Origin of the sequence: Thermomonas fusca DSM 15424, from assembly GCF_000423885.1 — a bacterium.
Taxonomy (GTDB): Bacteria; Pseudomonadota; Gammaproteobacteria; order Xanthomonadales; family Xanthomonadaceae; genus Thermomonas; species Thermomonas fusca.
Window position 1 is genome coordinate 13,935 of the sequence record NZ_AUIV01000021.1, and the last position, 23,342, is coordinate 37,276.

Consider the following 23,342-nt stretch of genomic DNA (forward strand, 5'->3'; position numbering starts at 1 on the left):
TGGACGGCCGCATGAACCCCGAACGAAACGAGGTCTGCCCGTGACTGATCCGGATTCGACCACCACCAGCGACCACGCGTGGATGCGCCACGCCCTCGCGCTGGCCGAACGCGCGCGCGATGAGGACGACGAGATCCCGGTCGGCGCAGTGGTGGTGGATGTCGGCGGCAATCTGGTCGGCGAGGGCTGGAACCGCAACATCGCCGAATGCGATCCCAGCGCGCATGCCGAGATCGTGGCGATGCGCCGCGCCGGGCAGGCGCTGGGCAATCACCGGCTGATCGGCTGCACGCTGTACGTCACCCTGGAGCCGTGCGCGATGTGCGCGATGGCGATGGTGCATGCACGGGTGGCGCGGGTGGTGTTTGGTGCTTTCGATCCCAAGACCGGCGCCGCCGGCAGCGTGTTCGACCTGCTGGCCCATCCCCGCCACAACCATCGCGTCGAAGTGATCGGTGGCGTGCTGGCGGAGGTTTCCGGGCCGATGCTGACGGCGTATTTCCGCGCCCGCCGGGGCAAGGGCGCCAGCGGCTGATGCCCGGGCCGTGTCAGTGGTCGCCGGTGGGCGGCGCGCCGGCCGCACGCTGCGGCTTGTCCATGCTGTAATCGATTTCCAGATCGAAGCTCTTCACCGCCAGGCTGACCTCGCGCCACATCGCGATGCTGGCAGCCAGCAGGAACAGCACGCCCAATACCGCCATGGCGGTTGGGAGGGCGCCCATCCTGAATCCCAGCAATGCATCCGCGGCCAGCGCCAGGCTGGTGCCGACGAAGCTGGCAAGCCCGCCGTACAGCAGCCGGCAGGCGCGCAGTACCAGGTGCGCGCGTTGTCGGTGACGAAGGATCTGCTCCCGACGCTCGCCGGCATCGGACGCATCGTGCTCCCAGCCGGCGATCAGCACGCGCAGCCTGTCCACGACCCGGGCCAGCCGGGTATTGGCCGAGGCCAGCAGGCCGGCGGTGGCGGTGAGGAAGAAGGCCGGTGCCAGCATCGCGCTCAGGATCGCGTGGTGGGCAATGGCGTTGGCGGTGGTCTGCAGCATGCGGCGTCCCGTCGGCAAGCGGCTATCATGCCGTCACCAACACAAGTGCGCGAGCCCATGTCTGCCGATCCCTCCCAAGACCGCCTTATCTGGATCGACCTGGAAATGACCGGGCTCGATACCGAGCGTGATGGCATCCTCGAGATCGCCACCGTGGTGACCGATGGCCAGCTCAACGTGCTGGCGGAAGGCCCGGAACTGGCCATCGCCCATCCGTTGGCCACGCTGGAGGCGATGGACGACTGGAACCGCAACCAGCACGGTGGATCCGGGCTGTGGCGGCGGGTGCTGGAGGAAGGCGTGCCGCTGGCCGATGCCGAGGCGCGCACATTGGCGTTCCTGCAGCAATGGGTGCCGGCCAACACCTCGCCGATCTGCGGCAATTCGATCTGCCAGGACCGGCGCTTCCTGCATCGGCTGATGCCGGCGCTGGAACGGTATTTCCACTATCGCAACCTCGATGTCAGCACGATCAAGGAATTGGCCCGGCGCTGGTCGCCGGCGGTGCTGGATGGCGTGAAGAAAACCTCCGCGCACACCGCGTTGAGCGATGTGCACGACTCGATCGCCGAGCTGCGCCACTACCGGGCCTACATGGGCACGCTGGCCGGGCTGACGCCGGGCTGATTCTGCAAGCCTGATTGCCTCAACCCGGTCTCAACCCGGTCTCAGCTGGTCGCGGTTGGCGTGGGCGGCTTGCGTGGACGGTCGCCATCATCGGCAATGCCGCGCAGCAGGATGTCGGCGATTGGCCGGCCGTCGGCGTCGCGATGGTAGACGTGCAGGTCGCGCTGCGGGTAGGGGATGTTCAGGCCGTTGCCGATCAGTTCGTTGCGGATCGCCTCGATGACGCCGCTGCGCGCGTCACCGTAGTCTTCGTTGCGGGCGAACGCGAACAGGGTCAGGTCAACGCTGCTTTCGCCAAGGTTCACCACCTGCACCACCGGCGCCGGGTCCTTGAGCACTTTCGGGTGGCTGGCGGCGATCTGCAGCAGCACGCCGCGGGCCTTGTGCAGGTCGTCGTCGTAGCCCACCCCCACGGTGATGTCGAAGCGGCGTTGCGGCAGCTGCGAGTGGTTGACGATGGGCGCAGTGGTGATCTCGCTGTTGGGCAGGATCACCACGCGGTGGTCGAACGCGCGCAGCCGGGTCTGGAACACGCGGATTTCCATCACCGTGCCTTCCTGCCCGGCGATCACCACGTGGTCGCCGGCGCGGAAAGGACGCAGCACGATCAGCATCACCCCGGAGGCGATATTGGACAGCGAATCCTTCAGCGCCAGGCCCACCGCCAGGCCCGCCGCGCCCAGCACGGCGAACATCGAGGTGGTGGGGATGCCGATGGCGGCCAGCGCGGTCATGATCACCAGCACCAGCATCACCGCGTAGGCGATGTTGCCGAGGAAGCCGCTCAGCGTGCCGTCCACGTTGGCGCGCCCGAGCGCGCGCCCGAGGCCGGTGCTCATCCGCCGCGCCAGCCAGCGGCCAACCATGAAGATCGCCAGCGCCGCCAGCAGCCGCAGTCCCCAGGTCTCGAGCAGCTGCAGCCAGTCGATGCCGCGCAGTTCGCGCGCCAGCTGGGCGGCCTGGTCGTGTTGCGGAGTGGCGGCGGGAATGCTGGGCTGCATCATGGCTCCGATGTTGAATGTGCATCCGTGCCGCGGCTGCGATACGGCCCGGCAGGATAACGCGCAGGCCGCAAAGGCACGATCAGCGTGCCCCGCGGCCTGCCGGCGTGGTCAGTTGGCCGGCGCTGCGCCGCGCTGCTTCACCAGCGCATAGATCACCGGGATCACCACCAGCGTCAGCACGGTGGACGACACCATCCCGCCCACCATCGGTGCGGCGATCCGGCGCATCACCTCGGAGCCGCTGCCGTGGCTCCACATGATCGGCAGCAGGCCGGCCATGATCGCCACCACCGTCATCATCTTCGGCCGCACCCGTTCCACCGCGCCGCTGACGATGGCGCGCTGCAGGTCGGCGGCGGAAAACGTCCGGCCTTCCGCCGCGCAGCGCGCCCTGATGTCTTCCAGCGCATGGTCGAGGTAGAGCAGCATGACCACGCCGGTTTCCGCGGCCACGCCGGCCAGCGCGATGAAGCCCACCGCAACCGCCACGCTGAGCTGGTAGTCCAGCAGCCATAGCAGCCAGACCCCGCCAACCAGCGCGAACGGCACCGACAGCATCACGATCAGGGATTCGGTGATGCGCCGGAAGTTGAGATAGAGCAGCAGGAAGATCAGCGCCAGCGTCACCGGCACCACCACCTGCATGCGCGCCTTGGCCCGCTGCATGTATTCGTACTGGCCGCTCCAGCTCACGTAAGTACCGGGCGGCAGGCGCACCGCTTCCGCCACCGCCTGCTGCGCGCGCCGCACGTAGGCGCCGAGGTCGCTGTCGCGGGTATCGACGTAGATGTAGGCCGCCAGCTGCGCGTTCTCGGTGCGGATCGACGGCGCGCCCTTGCGGATCTCGAGCCTGGCCAGTTCGCCCAGCGGCACCTGCGCGCCGGCCGGCGTGGCCACCAGTACCTGCGTTGCGATTTCTTCGGGCGTGTCGCGCAGTTCGCGCGGGTAGCGCACGATGACCCCGAAGCGTTCGCGGCCCTCCACCGTGGTCGTCACCAGCTGCCCGCCCAGCGCGCTGGCGACCACGTCCTGCACGTCGCCCACCGACAGCCCGTAGCGGGCCAGCTGCGGAAGCTGCGGCGCGATGTCGAGGTAGTAGCCGCCGGTGAGGCGCTCGGCGTAGGCGCTGGTGGTGCCGGGCACCTTGCGCACCGCGGATTCGATTGCGCGCGAGACCTGCTCCAGCTGGCTCTGGCTGTTGCCGAACACCTTGATCCCCACCGGCGTGCGGATGCCGGTGGAGAGCATGTCGGTGCGCGCTTTGATCGGCATCGTCCACGAGTTGGCCACGCCCGGGAACTGCAGCGCCTTGTCCATTTCCGCGATCAGCTTGTCCACCGTCATGCCGTCGCGCCACTGACCTTCCGGCTTGAGGTTAATGGTGGTTTCGAACATCTCCAGGGGCGCCGGGTCGGTGGCAGTCATTGCGCGGCCGGCCTTGCCGAACACCGATTCCACCTCCGGGAACGACTTGATGATGCGGTCCTGCTGCTGCAGCAGCTTCTGCGCCTGCGTGACCGACAGGCCGGGCAGGGTGGTGGGCATGTACAGCAGGGTGCCTTCGTTGAGCGTGGGCATGAACTCGCTGCCAAGTCTGGATGCCGGCCACAGTGAGGCCAGCAGCACCAGTCCGGCCACGCCGAGGGTGAGCGCGCGGTGCCTCAGCACCCCGTGGATCACCGGCCGGTACAGCGCGATCAGCAGGCGGTTCACCGGGTTCTTGCGCTCGGGCACGATCCGCCCGCGCACGAACAGCAGCATCAGCACCGGCACCAGCGTCACCGACAGCAGCGCGCCGCCGGCCATCGCGAAGGTCTTGGTGAACGCCAGCGGCTTGAACAGGCGGCCTTCCTGCGCTTCCAGCGCGAACACCGGCAGGAACGAGACGGTGATGATCAGCAGGCTGAAGAACAGCGCCGGCCCCACTTCGCGGCACGCTTCGACGATGATCCGCGCGCGCGGCTTGCTGCCGTCGTCGCGCTCCAGGTGCTTGTGCGCGTTCTCGATCATCACGATGGCGGCATCCACCATCGCGCCGATGGCGATCGCAATCCCGCCCAGGCTCATGATGTTGGAGTTCATGCCCAACGCGCGCATGGCGATGAAGGCGATCAGCACCCCGACCGGCAGCATGATGATGGCCACCATCGCGCTGCGCACGTGGAACAGGAACAGCACGCAGACCAGCGCCACGATCAGGCTTTCCTCCAGCAGCGTGGTGCGCAGGGTGGCAATGGCGCGGTCGATCAGCTGCGAGCGGTCGTACACGCTGCGGATGCTGACGCCTTCCGGCAGGCCGGACTGGATCTCCTGCAGCTTTTCCTTCACCGAGACGATGACTGCGCGCGCGTTCTCGCCGTAGCGGGCAATCGCTATCCCGCCCACCGCCTCGCCTTCGCCATCGAGTTCGGCGATGCCGCGACGTTCGTCCGGCACCAGCTCGACATTGGCGATGTCGCGCACCAGCACCGGCACGCCGCCGTCGGCCTTCACCACCAGTTCCTCGATGTCGCCGATACCGCGCAGGTAGCCGCGGCCGCGCAGCATGTATTCGGTTTCGGCCAATTCCAGCGAACGCCCACCGACATCGCGGTTGCTTGCTGCGATCACCTCGCCCACGCGCTGCAGCGGGATGCCGTATTCGCGCAGCTTCACCGGGTCCACGGTCACCGAATACTGGCGCACGAAGCCGCCGATGCTTGCCACTTCGGCTACCCCGTGCGCGGCGGTGAGCGGATAGCGCACGAACCAGTCCTGCAGCGCGCGCAGCTGGTCCAGCGAATGGCGCTTGCTCTCCAGCACGTACTGGTACACCCAGCCGACGCCAGTGGCGTCCGGCCCCAGCGTGGGGGTGACCCCGGCGGGCAGCTGGCGGCCGGCGGAGTTGAGGTATTCCAGCACCCGCGAGCGCGCCCAATAGATGTCGGTGCCGTCCTCGAAGATCACGTACACGAACGACGAGCCGAAATAGGAGAACCCGCGCACCACCTTCGCGTCCGGCACCGCCAGCATCGCGGTGGTCAGCGGGTAGGTGATCTGGTCTTCCACCACCTGCGGCGCCTGTCCGGGCGCTTCGGTATAGACGATGACCTGCACGTCGGACAGGTCCGGCTGCGCGTCCAGCGGCGTGTGCAGCAGCGCATGGACGCCACCGGCGGTGAGCGCCAGCGCCAGTGCCAGCACCAGGAACACGTGCCGCGCCGACCATTCGATGATCCGGGTCAGCATGTCAGTGCTCCATGTCGGACATGCCGTGGCCGGCGTGCGGGTCGGCCTTCGGCTGGTCGGGCATCGCATGGCCGGCATGCGGATCGGGCCTGGGCGCGGCGGGCATCACGTGGCCCGCGTGCGGATCGGCCGCGGCAGGCTTCGGCGCTGCCGTTGCGGGCATCGCGTGACCGGCGTGCGGGTCGGATTCCGCTTTCGATGCCGCGGACATGTCGTGGCTGCCCATGTCGTGCCCGGCATGCGCCGCCGCCTGCTCCGGCGTCATGTCCTGCAGGGCGGCGCGCAGGTTGCTTTCGGCGTCGATCAGGAAGTTGCCTTCCACCACCACGCGTTCGCCTTCGCGCAGGCCATCCAGCACTTCGATGCGGTCGCCGTTGCGCTGGCCGATGCTGATCTGCCGCGGCGCGAAGCGGCCCGTCGCCACTTCGACCAGCGCGATCTGACGCTGGCCGGAATCGATCAATGCCGAACGCGGAATGGTCAGCCCCTCGCGGCCATCGTCGCCGGCCAGCGCCACCGTTCCGAACAGGCCCGGCCGCAGCCGGCCGTCCGGGTTCGGCAGCGCCACCCGCACTGCCAGCGTACGCGTGGCGGCATCCAACACGGGCTGCAGGAAGCCCACCTGGCCGTCGAACGTCTGCCCGGCCAACGCAGGCGTGGTGAACCGAGCGGGCTGGCCCAGCCGCACTTGGCCGATCTGCGCTGCCGGCACGTTCACCGTCACCCACACCGTGGACAGGTCGGCCAGCCGCAGGAGGGTGTCGCCGGCGACGAAGCGCGCGCCCTGCACGACGGGCTTTTCCACGATCACGCCGCTGGCTGGCGCGGTGAGGGCAAGGTTGCCCGGCGGCAGATGGGCGATGTGCTCCAGTTGGCCGGCGCTGATGCCCCAGTTCAGCAGGCGCCGTTTGGCGGCGTCGCGCAGGCGCTGCATCGACTGCAGGCTGGCGGCGTCGCCGCCGCGCAGCTGCCGCAGCGCCGCGTCGGCCACGCGGTAGTCTTCTTGCGCCGCCAGCAGCTGCGGGCTGTACACCGTCGCCAGCGTCTGCCCGCGCTTGACCGCCATGCCGGTCTGGTTGGCCTGCAGGGTTTCCACCCAGCCGTCGAAGCGCGGGGCGATCACGTGCTGGCGGGTTTCGTCGACGGCGATCGTGCCGCTGGCCTGCAGGCCGGTGGCCAGCGGCTGACGCCGCACCGGTTCGGTGCGCACGCCGAGGGTCTGGATCTTCTCCGGCGACAGCGCCACGGTGCCGGGCGCGGCATTGGCTTCGTCCTCGGCGTACACCGGGATGTAGTCCATGCCCATCTCGTCCTGTTTCGGCACCGGCGAGGTGTCGGGCAGGCCCATCGGGTTGCGGTAGTACAGCGGCTTGCGCGCGGCTGGCGCAGCGGCGCTAGTGGCTGCGGCGGGCGTTGTCAGCCGCCCCAGTGCGATGCCGCCAGCCAGCGCGACGATCAGGCCGGTGGCGATCAGGATGCCGTGGGAACGCTTCATGGGGTGTCTCCTTCGAGGGCGCGCACGCCGGCGGCGCCTAGCAGTTCGTCGCGGGTGGCATCGAGGTTTGCGAGCCTGGCGTCCTGCCAGTCGGTCAGCGCGTCGAGCAGGGCGTTGAAATCCACCTCGCCGACCTGGTAGCTGGCCAGCGCGGAGCGGTAGTTGGCCTCCGCCTGCGGGATGCGGGTGGAACCCAGCAGGGCGCGCTGGCGCTGCGCGCTGCGCCACTGCGCCCAGGCGATGCCCAGTTGCCCGCCCAGCGACGTCTGCTGTGCATCGGCGCGCGCCAGCGCCGCATCTTCCAGTCGCCGCGCTTCGCGTTCGCGCGCCGCCAGTGCGCGCCGCTGCAGCGGCAGCTCCACCTCCAGCATCAGCTCATAGCCGTCGATGCGGTGGCCGCGCTGCATCGCGCCGACTCCCATCGAGATGTCCGGCCAGCGTTCGCGCTGGCGCAGGCGCAGGCTGTCCTGCGCCGCCTCCACCTGCGCCTGCGCGGCTTGCAGGGCAGGGTGGCTGCCCTTGTCGAGCCGGGCCAGCGCATCGCCCAGGCTGGCACTGGCCACCGCCAGCTGCGGTGCCTGCAGCGCGGGTGCGAGTGGTGCATCGGCGCGGCGGCCCAATAGCAGGTTGAGCAAAATGCCGGCCTCGTTGCCGGTTTCCTCCAGCGCGATGCGCTCACCGCGCAGGCGCGTGGTCTGCACCTGCGCGCGGATGGCGTCCTGCTGCGGCACCATGCCCAGCGCGTAGCGCACGCCGGCGATTTCCTCCAGCGATTGCAGCAGGGTGATCTGCTCATCGACCAGCCGCAGCGCTTGCCCGGCATGCCAGTAGCGCACGTAGGCGGCTTCGGCCTGCGCCAGCAGCTCCAGCGCCGCGGCCTCGCGGCCGGCGCCGATGGCGTCGGCAGTGCGTTCGGCGATCCCGTGCGCCAGCGCGCGCTTGCCCCACAGCGGAATCCGCTGGCGCAGCTGGTAGCTGGTGCCGCCGACATTGGCCGGCAGCAGGCTGGGATGATCCGGAGAGATGCCCTGCAGCGAGATGCCGACACTGGGATTGGGCAGGCTGCCGGCGGCGACGGCCTGCGCGCGCGCGGCCTCGGTCTCCGCTTCGCGGGCGCGCAGCTCGGGGTTGTGCTGCAGCAGCCAGGCGCGAACAGAGGCCACGTCGGCGCCGGGTGGGGTGTCGTCGGCCGGGCGGGCCGGCGTGGAGAAGGCAAGCAGCAGGCAGGGCAACGCCAGCCAGCGCCTGCCTGCAGGGAATGGGAATCGCATGTTCGACCTCGATCAAACCCGTGGAGCCGCGGCGCGAGGGTGCACGCGGCAGGACGACGACGATGCGCGGGGCATCACCGCCGAAAGCGGGGATCGGCGATCAGATCAGCAGCAGCGCCGCGGGATGCGCAGTCGGTCGGTGCCAGGGAACAGTGGGCGGCGAATCCGCCCGACGCAGCGTTGCCGGCTCGCGCGGGGTCAACGCGGAAACGAAGGCGGGCACCAGCGCGGGCAGCGCCGGCAACGCGGGCACCCGCGCGGTGTCAGGGCTGGGCACGTCCTGGTCGCAATGCGCCGCACACAGGCCTGCGCCGTCATCAGCCGGCGGCGGCGCTTCGTGGCAGTTGCTGCCGTGGCCCGCCATCGGCATCACCTGCGCGACCGCCAACGGCAGCTCCACTGCGCCGCATGCCAGGCCAAGGCCGTCTGCGACCACAGCAGCGCCAGCATCGCGAAGATCGCGATGCGCAGACGCAGGCGGTGGCGCAGCGGTTTCATGCGGGAATCTGGTCGCTGAAGTGGGTCTGGACGGAATGCGCGCAGTATCGACCTTGCCCAGGGGGCAAGGTCAAGCCGCCCGCGTCAGTGCTTGGCCTTGGCCAGCGCCAGCCAGGTATCGACCACGGTGTCCGGGTTCAGCGACACCGATTCGATGCCCTGTTCCATCAGCCACAGGGCCAGGTCCGGATGGTCGCTGGGCCCCTGGCCGCAGATGCCGACGTACTTGCCCTTGGCCCGTGCCGACTTGATCGCCATCGAAAGCATCTTCTTCACCGCCGGGTCGCGCTCGTCGAACAGGCCGGCAACGATGGCGCTATCGCGGTCCAGGCCCAGGGTCAGCTGGGTCATGTCGTTGGAGCCGATGCTGAAGCCATCGAAGATCTCCAGGAACTCGTCGGCCAGCAGCGCGTTCGACGGTACCTCGCACATCATGATGATCTTCAGATCATTCTCGCCCTGCACCAGGCCGTTCTCGCGCAGCACCTCGACCACCTTGCGGCCTTCGTCCAGGGTGCGCACGAACGGGATCATCACCCAGACATTGTCCAGGCCCATCGCTTCGCGCACGCGCTTGACCGCTACGCACTCCAGCGCGAAGGCGTCCTTGAAGCTCGGGTCGATGTAGCGCGAGGCGCCGCGGAACCCGATCATCGGGTTTTCCTCGTGCGGTTCGTACTTCGAGCCGCCGAGCAGGTTGGCGTATTCGTTGGACTTGAAGTCCGACAGGCGCACGATCACCGGCTTCGGATACACCGATGCCGCGATCGTCGCGATGCCTTCCTTCAGGCGCTCGATGTAGAACTCCACCGGGCCTTCGTAGCCGGCGATGCGGGCGTCGATCTTCGCCTTGGTGTCGGCGTCCTGGCTGGCGTATTCCAGCAGTGCCTTGGGATGCACGCCGATGTGGCTGGCGATGATCATCTCCAGACGGGCCAGGCCGATGCCCGCATTGGGCAGCTGGCCGAAGTCGAAGGCGCGGTCCGGGTTGGCCACGTTCATCATGATCTTCAGCGGCGCCGGCGGCATGTTGCCGAGGTCGGTGGTGGTGCGCTCGAAGGGCAGGGCGCCCTGATAGATGAAGCCGGTGTCGCCCTCGGCGCAGCTGACGGTGACGATGTCGCCATCGCGGATCGAATCCAGCGCATCGCCGGTGCCGACCACCGCCGGCACGCCCAGCTCGCGCGCGATGATCGCCGCGTGGCAGGTGCGGCCGCCGCGGTTGGTGACGATGGCGGCGCTGCGCTTCATCACCGGCTCCCAGTCGGGGTCGGTCATGTCGGCGATCAGCACGTCGCCGGGCTGCACCCGGTTCATGTCGTCCAGCGAGCGCACCACGCGCGCGGTGCCGCTGCCGATCTTGTGGCCGATGGCGCGGCCTTCCGACAGCACCTTGCCGCGACCGCCCAGGGTGTAGCGCTCGATCTGGGTGGCACTCGCGCGCGACTTCACCGTCTCCGGTCGCGCCTGCAGGATGTACAGCTTGCCGGTGTGGCCGTCCTTGCCCCATTCGATGTCCATCGGCCGGCCGTAGTGCTGCTCGATGACCAGCGCCTGCTTCGACAGCTCCTGCACGTCGGCGTCGCTGATCGAGAACCTGCCGCGCAGATCGGCTGGCGTGTCCTCGGTGCGCACGCGCTCGCCCGGCGCATCGGAATAGACCATGCGCAGCTGCTTGCTGCCCAGCGAGCGGCGCAGGATCGCCGGCTTGCCGGCCTGCAGCGTGGGCTTGTAGACGTAGAACTCGTCCGGGTTGACCGCGCCCTGCACGACCATCTCGCCAAGGCCATAGCTGGCGGTGACGAACACCACGTCGCGGAAGCCGGATTCGGTGTCGAGGGTGAACAGCACGCCGGACGCGCCGACGTCGGAACGCACCATCAGCTGGATGCCGGCGGACAGGAACACGTCCTCGTGGGCGAAGCCGTGGTGCACGCGGTAGGCGATGGCGCGGTCGTTGTAAAGGCTGGCGAAGACTTCCTTGACCTTGCGCACCACGTCATCGGCGCCGGTCACGTTGAGGAAGGTTTCCTGCTGGCCTGCAAAGCTCGCATCCGGCAGGTCCTCGGCGGTGGCGGAGGAGCGCACCGCAACCGCGATGTCCTCGCTGCCCGCATCCGCGCACAGCTGCGCGTAGGCGCTGCGGATATCGGCATCCAGCTGCGGCTGCAGCGGTGCGTCGATCACCCAGCCGCGAATCTCGGCACCGGCGCGGGTCAGCGCCGGCACGTCTTCCACATCGACCGTCGCCAGCTTGTCGTAGATACGCGCATGCAGGTCGTTGTGGGCGATGAGGTCCTTGAACGCATCGGCGGTGGTGGCGAAGCCGCCCGGCACCGAGACGCCCAGCTCGGCCAGCTGGCCGATCATTTCGCCGAGCGAGGAATTCTTGCCGCCCACCTGGGCGAGGTCGGACAGGCGCAGGTCGTGCAACCAGAGGACGTTGCTGGTCGAGGCGGGGGTGCTCAAGAGTGGCTCCGTGGGGGCGTGGCGGCGCAGGCGCGCGGAAGTCCGTTATTTTACCCCGAGCGCCCCCGAGGAATCCCGATGGAAGCCGTTCGTCCCGTGTTCTATGTCTCCGATGGCACCGGCATCACCGCCGAAACCATCGGCCACAGCCTGCTGACGCAGTTCAGCGGGGTGCGTTTCTCCAGCGACCGCCTGCCGTTCGTGGACACGCCGGAGAAGGCCGTGGAGGCCGCCGAGCGCATCCGTACCGCCGGCGAGGCGCGGGGGCTGCGGCCGATCGTGGTCAATTCCTGCGTCGACCCCAACCTCAACCATCTGCTCGCCGAAAGCGGGGCGCTGATGCTGGACGTGTTCGCGCCGTTCATCGCGCCACTGGAACAGGAGCTGGGGCATAGCCGCGAGGCGCAGATCGGCCGCGCGCACGGGATCGTGGATTTCGCGATCTACCACCAGCGCATCAACGCGATGAACTACGCGCTGACCCACGACGATGGGGTCAAGCCGGACTACTCGGATGCCGACGTGATCCTGGTCGCGGTCTCGCGCGCCGGCAAGACGCCCACCTGCGTGTACCTGGCGCTGCAACACGGGGTCAAGGCGGCCAACTATCCGCTGACGCCCGAAGACCTGGAAGGCGAGCGCCTGCCGGCCAGGCTGCGCCAGTACCGCGGCAAACTGTTCGGGCTGACCATCGACCCGATGCGGCTGCACCAGATCCGCCAGGAGCGGCGGCCGGATTCGCGCTATGCGCAGCTGGACACCTGCCGTCGCGAAGTCGCGCAGGCGGAGACGATGCTGCGCCGCGAGGGTATCGAACTGCTCAGCACCACCAATGCCTCGATCGAGGAAATCGCCAGCCGGGTGATGAAGCACCTGGGCATCAACCGCGAGATGTACTGAGCGGTTTTCAGGGCGCGGGAAACTCCATCAGCCTCCGCCCGCGCGATGCCCGCGTCAATCCTGCCGCACGCGTCGGCGCGCGTGTACGATCGATCCATGACCACCGCACTTGCACGCCGCGCCCGCGTTCCCGCCATCAGCCGCTTCGGCTGGCTGATGGGCCTGTATTCGGAGAACCATGCGCGCCTGCAGCGGCTGTTCGAAGTGGCCGACCTCGGCTGCGGCACATATGTCTCTGCGATCGGTGACGGCCTCGACGTGCGGCTGGAAGTGATGGAGCGGCACGCCTACACCAGCGAGCTGCGCATGAGCTATGGCCTCATCGATCCGCAGACCGGCATGGCCGATCCGTCGGCGAGCCTGCGCCTGTACCGCGATGCGCGCCAGGTGGAAGCCACGCACTGCTATGCCGGCAGCCGCTGGCAGGACGTGATCGGCATGTATCCGCCACCGCAGCGCATCCTCGATCATCGCCTGCGCATGAACACATTCCTCGGCAAATGGCTGCAATACCTCGCCGAACGCGGGCACGGCGTGGCCACGCTGCACGCCGATGAAGACGTGCTGAAAATTTATTGAGAAAACGCTTGACGGTTCCCGATTTCACCCCCAGAATGCGCGTCTTTCCAGCCCCGTGGGGCCATAGCTCAGCTGGGAGAGCGCCTGCATGGCATGCAGGAGGTCGGCGGTTCGATCCCGCCTGGCTCCACCACGTTTCAAAGCGTTTCCGGTTCTGTCCCCATCGTCTAGAGGCCTAGGACATTACCCTTTCACGGTAGCGACCGGGGTTCGAATCCCCGTGGGGACGCCACCTTCGGAATCGGTAAACGTCGCAACACACGCAAGCGGTCGCCCCAGTGGCGGCCGTTTTCGTTTGTGCGTTTTCTTCGCGTGAACCGGCGCGCATTGATGCGCGCGCCCCGCGGCGCGCGGCTCAGGCGTCCTTGTTGTGCCGGCGCATCACGCGCTGCTTCTCGCGGTTCCAGTCGCGCTCCTTGCTGGCTTCGCGCTTGTCATGGGTCTGCTTGCCCTTGGCCAGCGCCAGTTCGACCTTCACCTTGTTGCCCTTCCAGTACAGCGCTGTTGGCACCATGGTGAAGCCGTCGCGCTGGATGCGGCCCATCAGCATGTCGATCTCGTGCCGGTGCAGCAGCAGCTTGCGGGTGCGGCGATCGTTGGCGATGACGTGGGTGGAGGCCTGGATCAGCGGGGTGATCTGCGCGCCGATCAGGAACAGCTCGCCCTGCAGCACCACCGCATAGGCGTCGCCGATGTTGGCGCGGCCGGCGCGGATCGCCTTCAGCTCCCAGCCCTGCAGCGACAGACCGGCTTCGAACTTCTGTTCGAAGCTGTATTCGTGACGCGCGCGCTTGTTGAGGGCGATGGTGCCGCCGCCGTTTGGCTTATCCTTGCCGTTCTTCTTGCTCATCCCGTCATTCTCGCCGATCCGGACGCGCCGCGTGCGTCCGCCCGGCCCGGATCTTTCGATGCCCGTCATTCTGCGCAGCGCCCTGGTCGAACATTCCGCGTCGCGGATGTTCTCGTTGGTCAATGATGTTGCCGCCTATCCGCGCCGGTTCGAGTGGTGCCGGCAGGCGCTGTTGCTGGAACAGGACGAAGGCCGCCTGCTGGCGCGGCTGGATCTGGGCGTCGGCGGCTTCCATACCTGGTTCACCACCGAGAACCTGCTCAGCCCGCCGCACCACATCGACATGGCGCTGCGCGACGGGCCGTTCCGGCGCCTGCAGGGGCGCTGGGAGTTCCATGCGCTGGACGAGTCCGCTTGCAAGGTCACGCTGCGGCTCGACTTCGAGCCGCAGAACCGGCTGCTGGCACCGGCGCTGCAGCTGGGCATGCAGGGACTGGCCGACCGCATGGTGGACGACTTCGTGCGCGAGGCGGACAAGAGGCAAGACTGATGCGCGTGCAGCTGCTGCGCGCCTGGCCGCACCGCGCCGAGCACATTGACCTGGAATTGGCGGTGGGTGCCTGCGTCGGCGATGCGCTGGAGGCGGCCGGCTGGCGGCTGGAAGGCGAGTTCGTCGCGCTGGCGGTGTTCGGGCAGACGGCGACGCTGCACGCGCGCTTGCATGCAGGCGACCGGATCGAACTTCTGCGCGCCCTGCGGTGCGATCCCAAGCAGGCGCGCAGACGGCGCGCCGGGAGCGCGGCGCCACGCGGGCACCAGCGCAGTTGACGCCGCCTCAGCGGCGGCGCTTGTTCTTGTCCTTGGCCAGGTTCGGGCCGAAGTAGCGGATCGCGTTGCGCGACAGCTCGGAATCCTGCTCCGGGAAATACTCGCCTTCCCAACGCGACAGCTGGCCGTTCTCGAACCACAGCGTCATCGTCTTCACCTCCGGCGCGCCAGTGCGGCCGATGCGCTGGCTGGCAACGTAGTCCCAGCGGTCGTGGTGGAACGGGTCGCGGATCGACGGCGTGCCCAGCAGCACCATCACCTGCTGCCGGTCCATGCCCGCCTGCAGCTGATCGACGGCGCCCTTGTCGAGCAGATTGCCCTGGAACACCGGCTGGCGGTACAGCAGGCCGCAGCCGCTGACCAGCAGGGTTGCAAGGAGAAGAAGGAGCAGCTTGCGCATCGGCAGGGCGGGGCAGTGGCGGAAGTGCCGATGATACACTCCCGGCACGCCGCATCGACCCGCCCAATCCGCGTTCGCGCTTGGCGCGACGGCTGCGTTCACATGCCGGCATGCGGCACTGGATTGATTCACGGAGAGATGTCGATGTCGCAGGATCTTCGCAAGGTCGGGCTCAAGGTCACCCATCCGCGGCTGCGCATCCTGGAACTGCTGGAGCACGCCAAGCCGCGGCACATGACCGCCGAGGACATCTACCGCCAGCTGCTGGCGGAGTCCGAGGAAATCGGCCTGGCCACCATCTACCGCGTGTTGACCCAGTTCGAGTCGGCCGGACTGGTGCTCAAGCACAACTTCGAGGGCGGTACCGCCGTCTACGAACTGGACCGCGGCGAACACCACGACCACATGGTCGATTTGGATAGCGGCAAGGTGATCGAGTTCCACAGCGACGAGATCGAGCAGCTGCAGCAGAAGATCGCCGCCGAGCACGGCTACGAGATCGCCGACCACGCGCTGGTGCTGTACGTGCGCAAGAAGCGCTGAGTCACCGCGCCTGCGGCGATGCGCGCCGCCGTTCCAGCCACCACGCCAGTACTGCCAGCATCAGCCACCCGGCCAGCCACGGCCACGTCGCGCCGCGCTGCGTGGTCGCGGAACGCGTTGCCTGCACGGTGGGCGATTGCGCGGCAAGCGCCATGGTGGCATCGAAGCGCCGCTGCGCCTGCCAGGCCAGTCCCGCGCCGGCGGGCAGCACCGCGAATGCGGTTTGCGTGCTGCGGGCCTGCAACCGGTGCCAGCCGGGGATGCGCGGCCAGAACGCGGCGCAGCGACGCACGCCGCTGGACGGATCGATGGCCAGCGCCGTGCGGCTGCCGTCGGGGGCGATCACCGCAGCGGCCTCATCGACGCCGCACAGCAGCGCACGCTGGCCTGCCCAGATCGGGCCGGCAGGCGGTGCCGGCGTGGCAGCAGTAGTTGAGCGGACGATGCCCGCCAGCAGGTCGCTCCACAGGCGCGCATGCACAGCGGCGTGGCCGGCCAGTGGCAGCCGGTAGCTGTCGGTCAGTGCCACCAGCCCGACCCGGCCGCGCCCCAGTGGACGCCACCACGCCAGCGGCTGCGCCTGCACGTCGCGCAGCAGCGGCAATGCATCGCCGGCCTGCACGGCCGCCACGGTTCGGCCCAGGCCCGGCAGGGCGGTCTCGCCAGCGGTTCGCTGGGACGTGTTCGCCAGTTGCACGGATGTGTTGCGCGCACCCGCATCCACCACATAACCCCAACCGCGCAGGCGGGAACGCATCGCCGGCGACAGCGGCGCATCCAGCCGCAGCAGCAGGCCCAAACCGTCGCGGACGGCGCGGGTGAGCGCGCGCAGTTCGGCATCGCCCAGTGCCTGCAGGCTGCGGGTGTCCAGCAGCACCGCGTCGAACCGTCGCAGGCTGGCATCGTCCAGCGCCAGCGGCGCATCGCCCAGCACCAGCCCGGCACCGACGCTGACCTGCGTGTGCAGGCCGACGCCGGCATCCAGCGCCCAGCGGCGCAGGTACTTCAGTTCGGGATCGGGCGCGCCGGCCAGCACCAGCAGCCGCGGCGCGGCGGGCGCGATGACCTGCAGCGGCAGCGGCAGGCTGTCGCGGACCTGGCCCCTCGCATCGCGCAGGCGCAGCTGGAAAGAGAACGCGCCGACGCTGCGCGCCACGCCCTGCAGGGCGAAACTGCCGTCTGCAGAGGCGGGCGTGCGTGCGATGACACGCGCGGCGGGGTCCAGCAGTTCAAGCGTGCCGGCCTCGATGCCGGCAACCCGGCCGCGCACGCGGAAGGCATTGCCTGGCGCAACCGTCGTCGGCGCCTGCACGCCAGCAATTCCGATCGGACGCGATGCGGGATGGAAGCGCAGCGGAAGGCCGCCGGCGGCATCCAGGTCGCGCACGTCCAGCCCGCTGCCGACGATGCGCAGGCTGCGGACGCCGGGATGGCGGCGCAGGGCGGTGGCGATATCAGGCGCGGGCTCCGCGTCGGTGTTCGCTGGCGCTTCCGGCAGCGCGATGCGCAGCGTGCCGGCATCGGCCGCAGCGGGATTCGCGCCGGCGGTATAGACGGTCATCACCCCAGCAGCGATCGGCCGCGCCGGGGGGAACAGGCCGAAGAACAGCAGCGCCGCCAGCAGCGGCTGGGCCATCAGCAGCAGCGGCAGCTTCCAGCGCGGCGCATGCTGCGTGCGATCCCGGCGCAGGTGGCCGTGCAGCAACCGCGTGCAGGCCAGCAGCACGGCCAGCGCCAGCACGCCAGCGGTGAGGATTTCGGCTGTGGCCGCGGTCATCGCTTCGCCTCCGCATCCAGCGCATCGAGATAGCGCTGCCCTTGCGCGTCCGGCGCCGGCCGGCGCGCGACCGCTGCCGGCGGCGTCGGCAGCAGCGGCCACAGCAGGGCGCGCAGGTGGTCGCGGCACGCGGCGCAGGCGGGGTCGCGCTGCAGCGCGTCCAGCGCGGCCTGCAGTGCCAGCGGATCGGCGGCGCGCTGGCCGTGCCGGCGCAACCCCGCCTGCAGCGCGGCCAGCGACTGCGTGGGCACCGCGCGCGCCGGCGCGGCGTCCAGCTGTTGCCACAGCGCCGCGATGTCGGCATCGTTCGGCGGCGCGGCGCGCAGCGGGTCCGGGCGCGGTGCCAGTCCTTCGCGCTTGCCGCCGAGGCGGCGGCCCTCGTCGATGGGCGGCAGCTGCGGGCCCACCCGCGCCAGATAGATGCGTTCGGCCTGCTGCACCTGCTTGATGTAGCCCAGCGCCTTGTAAGCGAACGGCAGCGCTCGCTCGGGATGGCCCTGGCGCAGCTGCAGTTCCGACTGCCACATCTGGTCCAGCGCCAGCTTCAGGGTGGCGCGGGTCTGCGGGTCGAGCAGGGTGGCGGCGTCGGCGTGGTCGTGGGTGTGGCCGTAGGTTTCCAGCAGGTCGACGTCCTGGCCGAAGGTGGTGGCGGGCGCCGGCGCCGGATGGTCGTGGCCGGCATGGTCGCCGCCATCCTCCGCGTCGTGTCCGCTCGCATCGGCGGTGGGCAACGTCGGGCCGTCTTCGGCCTCCTCGCCGAGGAACTGACCGTAGCGCAGGCGCAGGATGCGCTGGTCCACGCCGAGCGCATCGGACTTCTGCAGGTAGCGCTCGGCGGCGAGCTTGGGCCTCTGCTTCAGCAGCGCTTCGGCGTCGAGGATGATCTGCCGCTGGCTGCGGAAGTACGCGGGCAGGACGCGCTTGACCACGCCTTCGATGCCGCTGGGCTCCTCGCTGGCGGCGGCCTGCAGGCGCAGGATCAGCGCGGGGCTGCGCACGAGCTGCGGCTGCGGGCCGCGGTTGTCCCGCGCCACCAGTCGGGCGATCAGGTCGTCGCCTGCCTGCAGGCCCAGCGCGGCCAGCGCCACGCGATGGCTGAAGCGGCGGCGCAGCGACGCGCCTTGCCCCTGCAGCGGCAGACTGAGTTCGCGGAAGGTGATGTCCTCGCCGCTGCCCTGTGCCAGCGTGAGCTGCAGCGTGGCCTGCGTGGCGACGCCGTAGTCGTCCTCCACCTCGAAGGCCAGCTCCCAGCCGGGCTGCCCGGGCGGCGCGATGCTCAGGCTGCGATCCGGCGCCAGCACCTTGAGCTGCGGCGGGCGGTCGGGCAGGGCATCCAGGCGGTACGGCTTGCCGGCGTCCTGCAGGCGGCCGTCGAGTTCGATGCGGTAGAGCGCCGAGGCATCCAGCCGCAGATCGGCCTGCCAGCCGCCGTCACGCGGTTGCAGTGGCAGGCGCCGACCATCGAGGAAGATCAGCGCGACGCGATCCGGCGTGCCGTTGAATGCCAGCGTCCAGCGCAGCTGCGTGCCCTGCGGCGCGGAGGCCGACAGTGCGCTGACCCGGCGCGTCGGCAGGCCGGTATAGCGCGGGGAAATGAGCTGCAGCTGGCTGAATGTCAGGCGCAGAGGTGAGCGCGCGGCCGGAGTGGCCGGCACGACGCCGTCCGACACTTCCGCCGCCGGCGGCGGCCACAGCAGGGCGCTTGCCAGCAGCAATGCAGCCGCCAGCGTCGATGCCGCCAGCCGCGGCCATGGCCAGCCAAGGCGCAGGTCCGCAGGCCGTGCCGCCAGCCGCTGCTGCAGGCGCTGCCGCTGCAGCTGCCGCAGCGCGCCGCCTGCGGGCGGGGCGGCCAGCAGGTCGGCGCTGTCTTCCATGTCGCTGCGCGCGTTGAGCGCACGCAGCAGCCAGCGCACGTCGCGATGCCGCCATTGCACGACAGCGATGAAACCCAGCAGCAACAGGCCGATGCCGACTGCAAGCAGCGCCGACGTGCGTCCGCCGAAACGCTGCGCACACGCCGCCAGTGCAACCAACCACGGCAACGCGAACGCGGCAAGAATGGCGAGCGCGCGAAGCCGTGCGGCGCGCCAGGCTGCATGCGGCAGCGCGTCGGCACTCATGCATTGGCTCCGCGGCGGCGGGCGGTGGCCAGCCAGCGTTCGATGGCGAACAGCAGCGCGATCAGCAAGGCCAGCCACAGCTGTAGGTCGCGCGGCGCCGTTGGCTGCGCGCGGGCGCCGGTGGTGGGCGCGAAGGCGCGGGCATCGGCGCGGGCGGGCGGCTGCATCGGCGGCGCAAGCGCCTCGCGCAGGCGCTGCGGGAACTCGGCTTCCAGCAGCAGCGGCAGGTCCGCCGGGCGCAGCGGCTGGCGGAAGCGCAGCAGGCGCCCGCGACCGAGGCTGCCGCTTTCCAGCAGCGGTGTGCCGGCGGCGTCGCGCAGGGCCGGCGCCAGCGCGGTGTTGGCAGGCAGCGCGGTGTTGGCAGGCAGCGGCGCGTCGTGCGCGAGCAGTACGCTGCCGCCGCGCGCGATCCAATCGCGCAGCGCGCTCGGCATCGGTGTCGAAGACAGCCATGCGGCGATGGCGCTAGTGGCGGGAGGCGTGGCCCCGGCGGCGAGATCGAATACCTCCACTTGCCACGCACGCGCCGCAGCGCGCAGCGGGCGCAGCGCTGCGGTGTGCCCGGCATCGGCATGCAGGTAAAGCGTCGGCGGCGACTGTCCGGTGGCCGGTTTCGATGCGGCCGGCATCGCATCGACGACCCGCCAATCCAATTCGCGCGACAGCTGCGGAACGCGCCCATCCGCGCCGTCAAAACGGGCGGTGGCCAGCACCACCAGCGGCACGCCGGCCGGCAGGTCGGCATCCAGTTCTCGCAGCAGGCTGGCGATGGGCTGCGGCGTGGCGGGCGGTGGCGCATCGAGCGCTGGCAGCCCTTGCGCCAGCCAGTGGCGACGCGCGTTTTCCGGCAGCTGCTGCGCGGACAGCGCGGAAGCCGGCACGCCCGGCATCACCGCCACCATCGGGCGCAGGTCGGGTGCGCCGTGCAGCACCGGCCGCGCCAGCCACAGCGCCAGCAGCGCGAGCAACAGCAGGCGCAGCAGCAACAGCGGCCATTCGTCGAAGCGCAGCCGCCGGCGCGGACGCGGGCGGGCGCGCAGCCAGCGCAGCGCGGCGAAGTCCAGCGGGCGCACGTTGTCGCGCCGCGCCAAGTGCAGCAGCAGCGGCAGCAGCAGGCTGGCCAGTGCCGCCAGCGCGGCGGGCAGCAGCAGGGACAGGCTCACGGCCGCCCCGACGCGAACAGCTGCCGCAGCGGCTGGTCCAGCGGCTCGTCCAGCACGTGGCGGGCGTGGACGATGCCGGCGGCGTCGAGGCGCGCATCCAGCTGGCGCTGGGCCTCGGCGAAGCGGCGCAGATAATCCTCGCGCAGCAGGCGGCCGTCGCCGGGCAGCTGTTCACCGGTTTCGGGGTCGCGGAACAGGTGGCCATCGGTGAACGGGAAGTCGCGCTCTTCCGCAGTCAGCAGCTGCAGGAACAGCACCTCGCGGCCGGCCTTGGCCAGCGTTTCGGCCAGCGCCACCGCGCCTTCGTCGAAACCGTCGCTGAGGAGCACGACCAGGTCATCGCTGCCGATCCGTTCCCACAACGGGTTGAGGCGGTCGCCCTGCGGAAAACCGCCGCGCGCCTGCACCGCGTGCAGCGCCAGCCACAGGCGGTCGCGCCCGCGCGGGCCGTGGCCGGGCGGCAGCAGCTGCAGGCCGTCTGCGGCCAGCACCACCAGGCCGAAGCGGTCACCCTGCGCCAGCGCGAGTTCGGCGATGCAGGCAGCCAGCGATTTCGCAGCGTCCAGTCGGCGCCATTCGGGATTGGTCTGGTCGGCCTGCGCCATCGAGGCGCTGGCGTCCAGCAGCAGCCACACGGTCAGCGGGCTTTCGCGTTCGGCCTCGCGGACGAAGAAGCGGTCGGCGCGGGCGTACAGCTTCCAGTCGATCTGGCGCGGTTCGTCGCCCGGCTCGTAGCCGCGGTACTGCGCGAACTCCAGCCCGGCGCCGCGGCTGGGGCTGCGGTGTGCACCGATGCCGCGGTCGCCACGCGCACGCCGCGCCTGCAGGCGCAGGCACTGCAGCCGGCTGCGGAGGTCGGGGGGAATCAGCGGCGCGACCATCGAAGGCGGTCAGGCGGCGTAGGGCACGTCGCGCAGCAGCAGGGCGACCACGTCGTCGGCGGACTTCTGCTCCGCTTCGGCCACGAACGAGAGCAGCAGGCGATGGCGCATCACCGGCGCGGCCAGCGCGATCACGTCGTCGCGGGTGGCGGCCAGGCGGCCGTGCAGCAGCGCCCGTGCCTTCGAGGCCAGCACCAGCGACTGCCCGGCGCGCGGACCTGCGCCCCAGCGCACGTACTTGCGCACGTCCTCCGGCGCGCCGGGATCGCGTGGGCGGCTGGCGCGCACCAGCCGGGTGATCCAGTCCAGCAAGTCGTCGCCCACGTGCACCTCGCGCACCAGCGCCTGCAGCGCCAGCACCTCGCTGCCCTCCATCACCATCGGCACCTGCGCGCTGGCGCTGCCGGTGGTCTGGGCGATGATCGCGCGCTCCTCGGCGGCGTCCGGGTAGTCCACCTTCACGTGCAGCAGGAAGCGGTCCAGCTGCGCCTCCGGCAGCGGATAGGTGCCGGCCTGTTCCAGCGGGTTCTGCGTGGCCAGCACGAAGAACGGCGCCGGCAGCGGGTAGGTGGTGCCGGCATAGCTGACGGTGCGTTCGGCCATCGCCTCCAGCAGCGCGGCCTGCGTCTTGGGCGGGGTGCGGTTGAGTTCGTCGGCCAGCAGCAGGTTGGTGAACACGGGGCCCTGCTGGAAGCGGAACGCGCGCCGGCCGGTGCCGTGGTCTTCCTCCAGCAGCTCGGTGCCGAGGATGTCGCTGGGCATCAGGTCCGGGGTGAACTGCACGCGCCGGAACTGCAGCGCCAGCGCCTGTCCCAGCGAGCGCACCAGCAGGGTCTTGCCGAGGCCGGGAACGCCTTCCAGCAGGCAGTGGCCGGAGGCCAGCAGGCCGATCAGCAGTTGTTCGACCACCGCCTGCTGACCCACCACGGCCTGGCCGATGGCCCCGCGCAGCCGTTCGAGGCGCTGGAACTGCTGCTGGAGGCTGGCTTCGCTTGCGGCAAGGGTCATGTCGGTTTCCGGTTCAGGACAGCAGGGCATACATCACGATGTTGACGCCGAAGCGGGTGTTGTCTTCGGCCAGGAAGCGCTTGTTGCGCCAGTCGTAGTCCCACTCGCAGCCGTAGTCCTTGTTGCTGTAGAGCAGGCCCAGGCGGCCGTTGAACTCGAGGCCCTTCAGGTAGTCGTGGACCAGGTCGTCGCCCCAGCCGTTGAGCTCGAAGCCGGTGGCCGGCGGGCCTTCCGGGAACATGAAGAAGCTCGAGTACAGCGGATGCGCATTGGGCAGCTTCTTCAGCGCGGCCTTGCCGAAGATCGACGCCATCTGCGCCTCGAAGGACTTGGCGAACAGCCCGTCGATGTCGTGGTTGCAGTCGTCCACGAACACGAAGCCGCCGTTTCGCAGGTAGCGCTCGAAATTGCGCCGCTCGGCCGGGTTGAACTCCACCAGCTTGTGCCCGGCGAGATAGCAGAACGGCGCCTGCAGCATCTTCGGGTCGGCCAGTTCGACCACGTGCTCCTTCGGGTCCACCCGCAGCGAGGTGTAGTCGATCAGCGAGGTGATCAGGTTGGACGGCATCCGTGCGTCCACGTCCCAGTCGCCGGAGTCGTACTTCAGGCGGGTGAACCAGAAATCGTAGCGGCCGGACTGGGCGAACACCGGCGGCACCAGGGCCCCCGCGGCTGCACCCAGCAGCAGCCGCAGGAACCCGGCGCGGGTCATGGCATG

The 23,342-nt window shown here is 69.8% G+C and carries 23 protein-coding genes and 2 tRNA genes; 9 read left to right on the forward strand and 16 right to left on the reverse strand.

The window, feature by feature from the left end:
• The first annotated feature begins 40 nt into the window (after positions 1–40).
• A complete protein-coding gene (tadA, locus tag G582_RS16165; RefSeq protein ID WP_425476547.1) occupies positions 41–535 on the forward strand; it encodes a tRNA adenosine(34) deaminase TadA in 495 nt (164 codons plus the stop codon).
• A 13-nt stretch (positions 536–548) separates the two neighbouring features.
• Here tadA and G582_RS16170 read toward each other — a convergent pair whose 3' ends face one another.
• A complete protein-coding gene (locus G582_RS16170) occupies positions 549–1,043 on the reverse strand; it encodes a DUF2721 domain-containing protein (protein ID WP_051247088.1) in 495 nt (164 codons plus the stop codon).
• Positions 1,044–1,100: 57 nt separating this feature from the next.
• Between G582_RS16170 and orn the strand changes: the two genes are divergently transcribed.
• On the forward strand, positions 1,101–1,670 hold the full coding sequence (gene orn / locus G582_RS0109535; RefSeq protein ID WP_028839646.1) for an oligoribonuclease: 570 nt from the start codon (positions 1,101–1,103) through the stop codon (positions 1,668–1,670).
• Between the two features lie 41 nt (positions 1,671–1,711).
• Here the strand turns inward: orn and G582_RS0109540 are convergent, their stop codons facing one another.
• The 7 genes from G582_RS0109540 to ppsA all read right to left on the reverse strand — a co-directional run bounded on the left by G582_RS0109540 (position 1,712) and on the right by ppsA (position 11,635).
• On the reverse strand, positions 1,712–2,674 hold the full coding sequence (locus tag G582_RS0109540) for a mechanosensitive ion channel family protein (RefSeq protein WP_156880401.1): 963 nt from the start codon (positions 2,672–2,674) through the stop codon (positions 1,712–1,714).
• 108 nt (positions 2,675–2,782) lie between these two features.
• Positions 2,783–5,902, reverse strand: a complete 3,120-nt coding sequence (locus tag G582_RS0109545; protein WP_028839648.1) for an efflux RND transporter permease subunit — start codon at positions 5,900–5,902, stop codon at positions 2,783–2,785.
• A gap of 1 nt (position 5,903) precedes the next feature.
• Positions 5,904–7,397, reverse strand: a complete 1,494-nt coding sequence (locus tag G582_RS16175; protein ID WP_051247090.1) for an efflux RND transporter periplasmic adaptor subunit — start codon at positions 7,395–7,397, stop codon at positions 5,904–5,906.
• The gene (locus G582_RS16180) at positions 7,394–8,668 is read right to left on the reverse strand and encodes a TolC family protein (protein ID WP_083961135.1); all 1,275 of its coding nucleotides are present in this window, start codon (positions 8,666–8,668) and stop codon (positions 7,394–7,396) included. The genes G582_RS16175 and G582_RS16180 overlap by 4 nt, the downstream gene beginning before the upstream one ends.
• A gap of 100 nt (positions 8,669–8,768) precedes the next feature.
• Positions 8,769–9,056 (reverse strand): hypothetical protein, encoded by a 288-nt coding sequence (locus tag G582_RS0109560; protein WP_028839649.1) that lies wholly within the window; start codon positions 9,054–9,056, stop codon positions 8,769–8,771.
• Complete coding sequence (locus G582_RS18555) at positions 9,038–9,166, reverse strand: hypothetical protein (protein ID WP_282705141.1); 129 nt, start codon at positions 9,164–9,166, stop codon at positions 9,038–9,040. The genes G582_RS0109560 and G582_RS18555 overlap by 19 nt, the downstream gene beginning before the upstream one ends.
• A gap of 84 nt (positions 9,167–9,250) precedes the next feature.
• The gene (gene ppsA, locus G582_RS0109570) at positions 9,251–11,635 is read right to left on the reverse strand and encodes a phosphoenolpyruvate synthase (protein ID WP_038053632.1); all 2,385 of its coding nucleotides are present in this window, start codon (positions 11,633–11,635) and stop codon (positions 9,251–9,253) included.
• A 78-nt stretch (positions 11,636–11,713) separates the two neighbouring features.
• Between ppsA and ppsR the strand changes: the two genes are divergently transcribed.
• The 4 genes from ppsR to G582_RS0109590 all read left to right on the forward strand — a co-directional run bounded on the left by ppsR (position 11,714) and on the right by G582_RS0109590 (position 13,346).
• The gene (gene ppsR / locus G582_RS0109575; RefSeq protein WP_028839651.1) at positions 11,714–12,535 is read left to right on the forward strand and encodes a posphoenolpyruvate synthetase regulatory kinase/phosphorylase PpsR; all 822 of its coding nucleotides are present in this window, start codon (positions 11,714–11,716) and stop codon (positions 12,533–12,535) included.
• Positions 12,536–12,631: 96 nt separating this feature from the next.
• Positions 12,632–13,114 carry a DUF1249 domain-containing protein gene (locus G582_RS0109580; protein ID WP_028839652.1) on the forward strand — a complete coding sequence of 161 codons (483 nt, stop codon included), beginning with the start codon at positions 12,632–12,634 and terminating at the stop codon, positions 13,112–13,114.
• A 57-nt stretch (positions 13,115–13,171) separates the two neighbouring features.
• A tRNA-Ala gene (locus tag G582_RS0109585) sits at positions 13,172–13,247 on the forward strand.
• A gap of 23 nt (positions 13,248–13,270) precedes the next feature.
• A tRNA-Glu gene (locus G582_RS0109590) sits at positions 13,271–13,346 on the forward strand.
• A 123-nt stretch (positions 13,347–13,469) separates the two neighbouring features.
• Here G582_RS0109590 and smpB read toward each other — a convergent pair.
• Positions 13,470–13,964, reverse strand: coding sequence for an SsrA-binding protein SmpB (smpB, locus tag G582_RS0109595; protein ID WP_028839653.1), 495 nt, complete (start codon positions 13,962–13,964; stop codon positions 13,470–13,472).
• 58 nt (positions 13,965–14,022) lie between these two features.
• Here smpB and G582_RS0109600 point away from each other — a divergent pair, with 58 nt between their 5' ends.
• Both G582_RS0109600 and G582_RS0109605 read left to right on the forward strand, forming a co-directional pair.
• Entirely contained in the window at positions 14,023–14,454 is a 432-nt protein-coding gene (locus tag G582_RS0109600) for a type II toxin-antitoxin system RatA family toxin (protein ID WP_028839654.1), read from the forward strand.
• Positions 14,454–14,732 carry an RnfH family protein gene (locus G582_RS0109605; protein WP_028839655.1) on the forward strand — a complete coding sequence of 93 codons (279 nt, stop codon included), beginning with the start codon at positions 14,454–14,456 and terminating at the stop codon, positions 14,730–14,732. The genes G582_RS0109600 and G582_RS0109605 overlap by 1 nt, the downstream gene beginning before the upstream one ends.
• Positions 14,733–14,739: 7 nt before the next feature.
• Here G582_RS0109605 and G582_RS0109610 read toward each other — a convergent pair whose 3' ends face one another.
• Entirely contained in the window at positions 14,740–15,132 is a 393-nt protein-coding gene (locus G582_RS0109610) for an outer membrane protein assembly factor BamE (protein ID WP_028839656.1), read from the reverse strand.
• 144 nt (positions 15,133–15,276) lie between these two features.
• Between G582_RS0109610 and fur the strand changes: the two genes are divergently transcribed.
• Complete coding sequence (fur, locus tag G582_RS0109615; RefSeq protein ID WP_038053660.1) at positions 15,277–15,675, forward strand: ferric iron uptake transcriptional regulator; 399 nt, start codon at positions 15,277–15,279, stop codon at positions 15,673–15,675.
• A gap of 1 nt (position 15,676) precedes the next feature.
• Here fur and G582_RS0109620 read toward each other — a convergent pair whose 3' ends face one another.
• Genes G582_RS0109620 through G582_RS0109645 form a run of 6 tightly spaced genes read right to left on the reverse strand, consistent with a single transcriptional unit; the run spans position 15,677 to position 23,336 of the window.
• A complete protein-coding gene (locus G582_RS0109620) occupies positions 15,677–17,452 on the reverse strand; it encodes a hypothetical protein (RefSeq protein WP_028839658.1) in 1,776 nt (591 codons plus the stop codon).
• Entirely contained in the window at positions 17,449–19,572 is a 2,124-nt protein-coding gene (locus tag G582_RS0109625; RefSeq protein WP_028839659.1) for a hypothetical protein, read from the reverse strand. The genes G582_RS0109620 and G582_RS0109625 overlap by 4 nt, the downstream gene beginning before the upstream one ends.
• Complete coding sequence (locus G582_RS0109630; RefSeq protein ID WP_028839660.1) at positions 19,569–20,735, reverse strand: BatA domain-containing protein; 1,167 nt, start codon at positions 20,733–20,735, stop codon at positions 19,569–19,571. The genes G582_RS0109625 and G582_RS0109630 overlap by 4 nt, the downstream gene beginning before the upstream one ends.
• Complete coding sequence (locus G582_RS0109635) at positions 20,732–21,616, reverse strand: DUF58 domain-containing protein (protein ID WP_028839661.1); 885 nt, start codon at positions 21,614–21,616, stop codon at positions 20,732–20,734. Before G582_RS0109635 ends, G582_RS0109630 begins: the two co-directional genes overlap by 4 nt.
• 9 nt (positions 21,617–21,625) lie before the next feature.
• On the reverse strand, positions 21,626–22,624 hold the full coding sequence (locus tag G582_RS0109640; RefSeq protein ID WP_028839662.1) for an AAA family ATPase: 999 nt from the start codon (positions 22,622–22,624) through the stop codon (positions 21,626–21,628).
• A 13-nt stretch (positions 22,625–22,637) separates the two neighbouring features.
• On the reverse strand, positions 22,638–23,336 hold the full coding sequence (locus tag G582_RS0109645; RefSeq protein ID WP_028839663.1) for a DUF4159 domain-containing protein: 699 nt from the start codon (positions 23,334–23,336) through the stop codon (positions 22,638–22,640).
• Between the last annotated feature and the right edge of the window lie 6 nt (positions 23,337–23,342).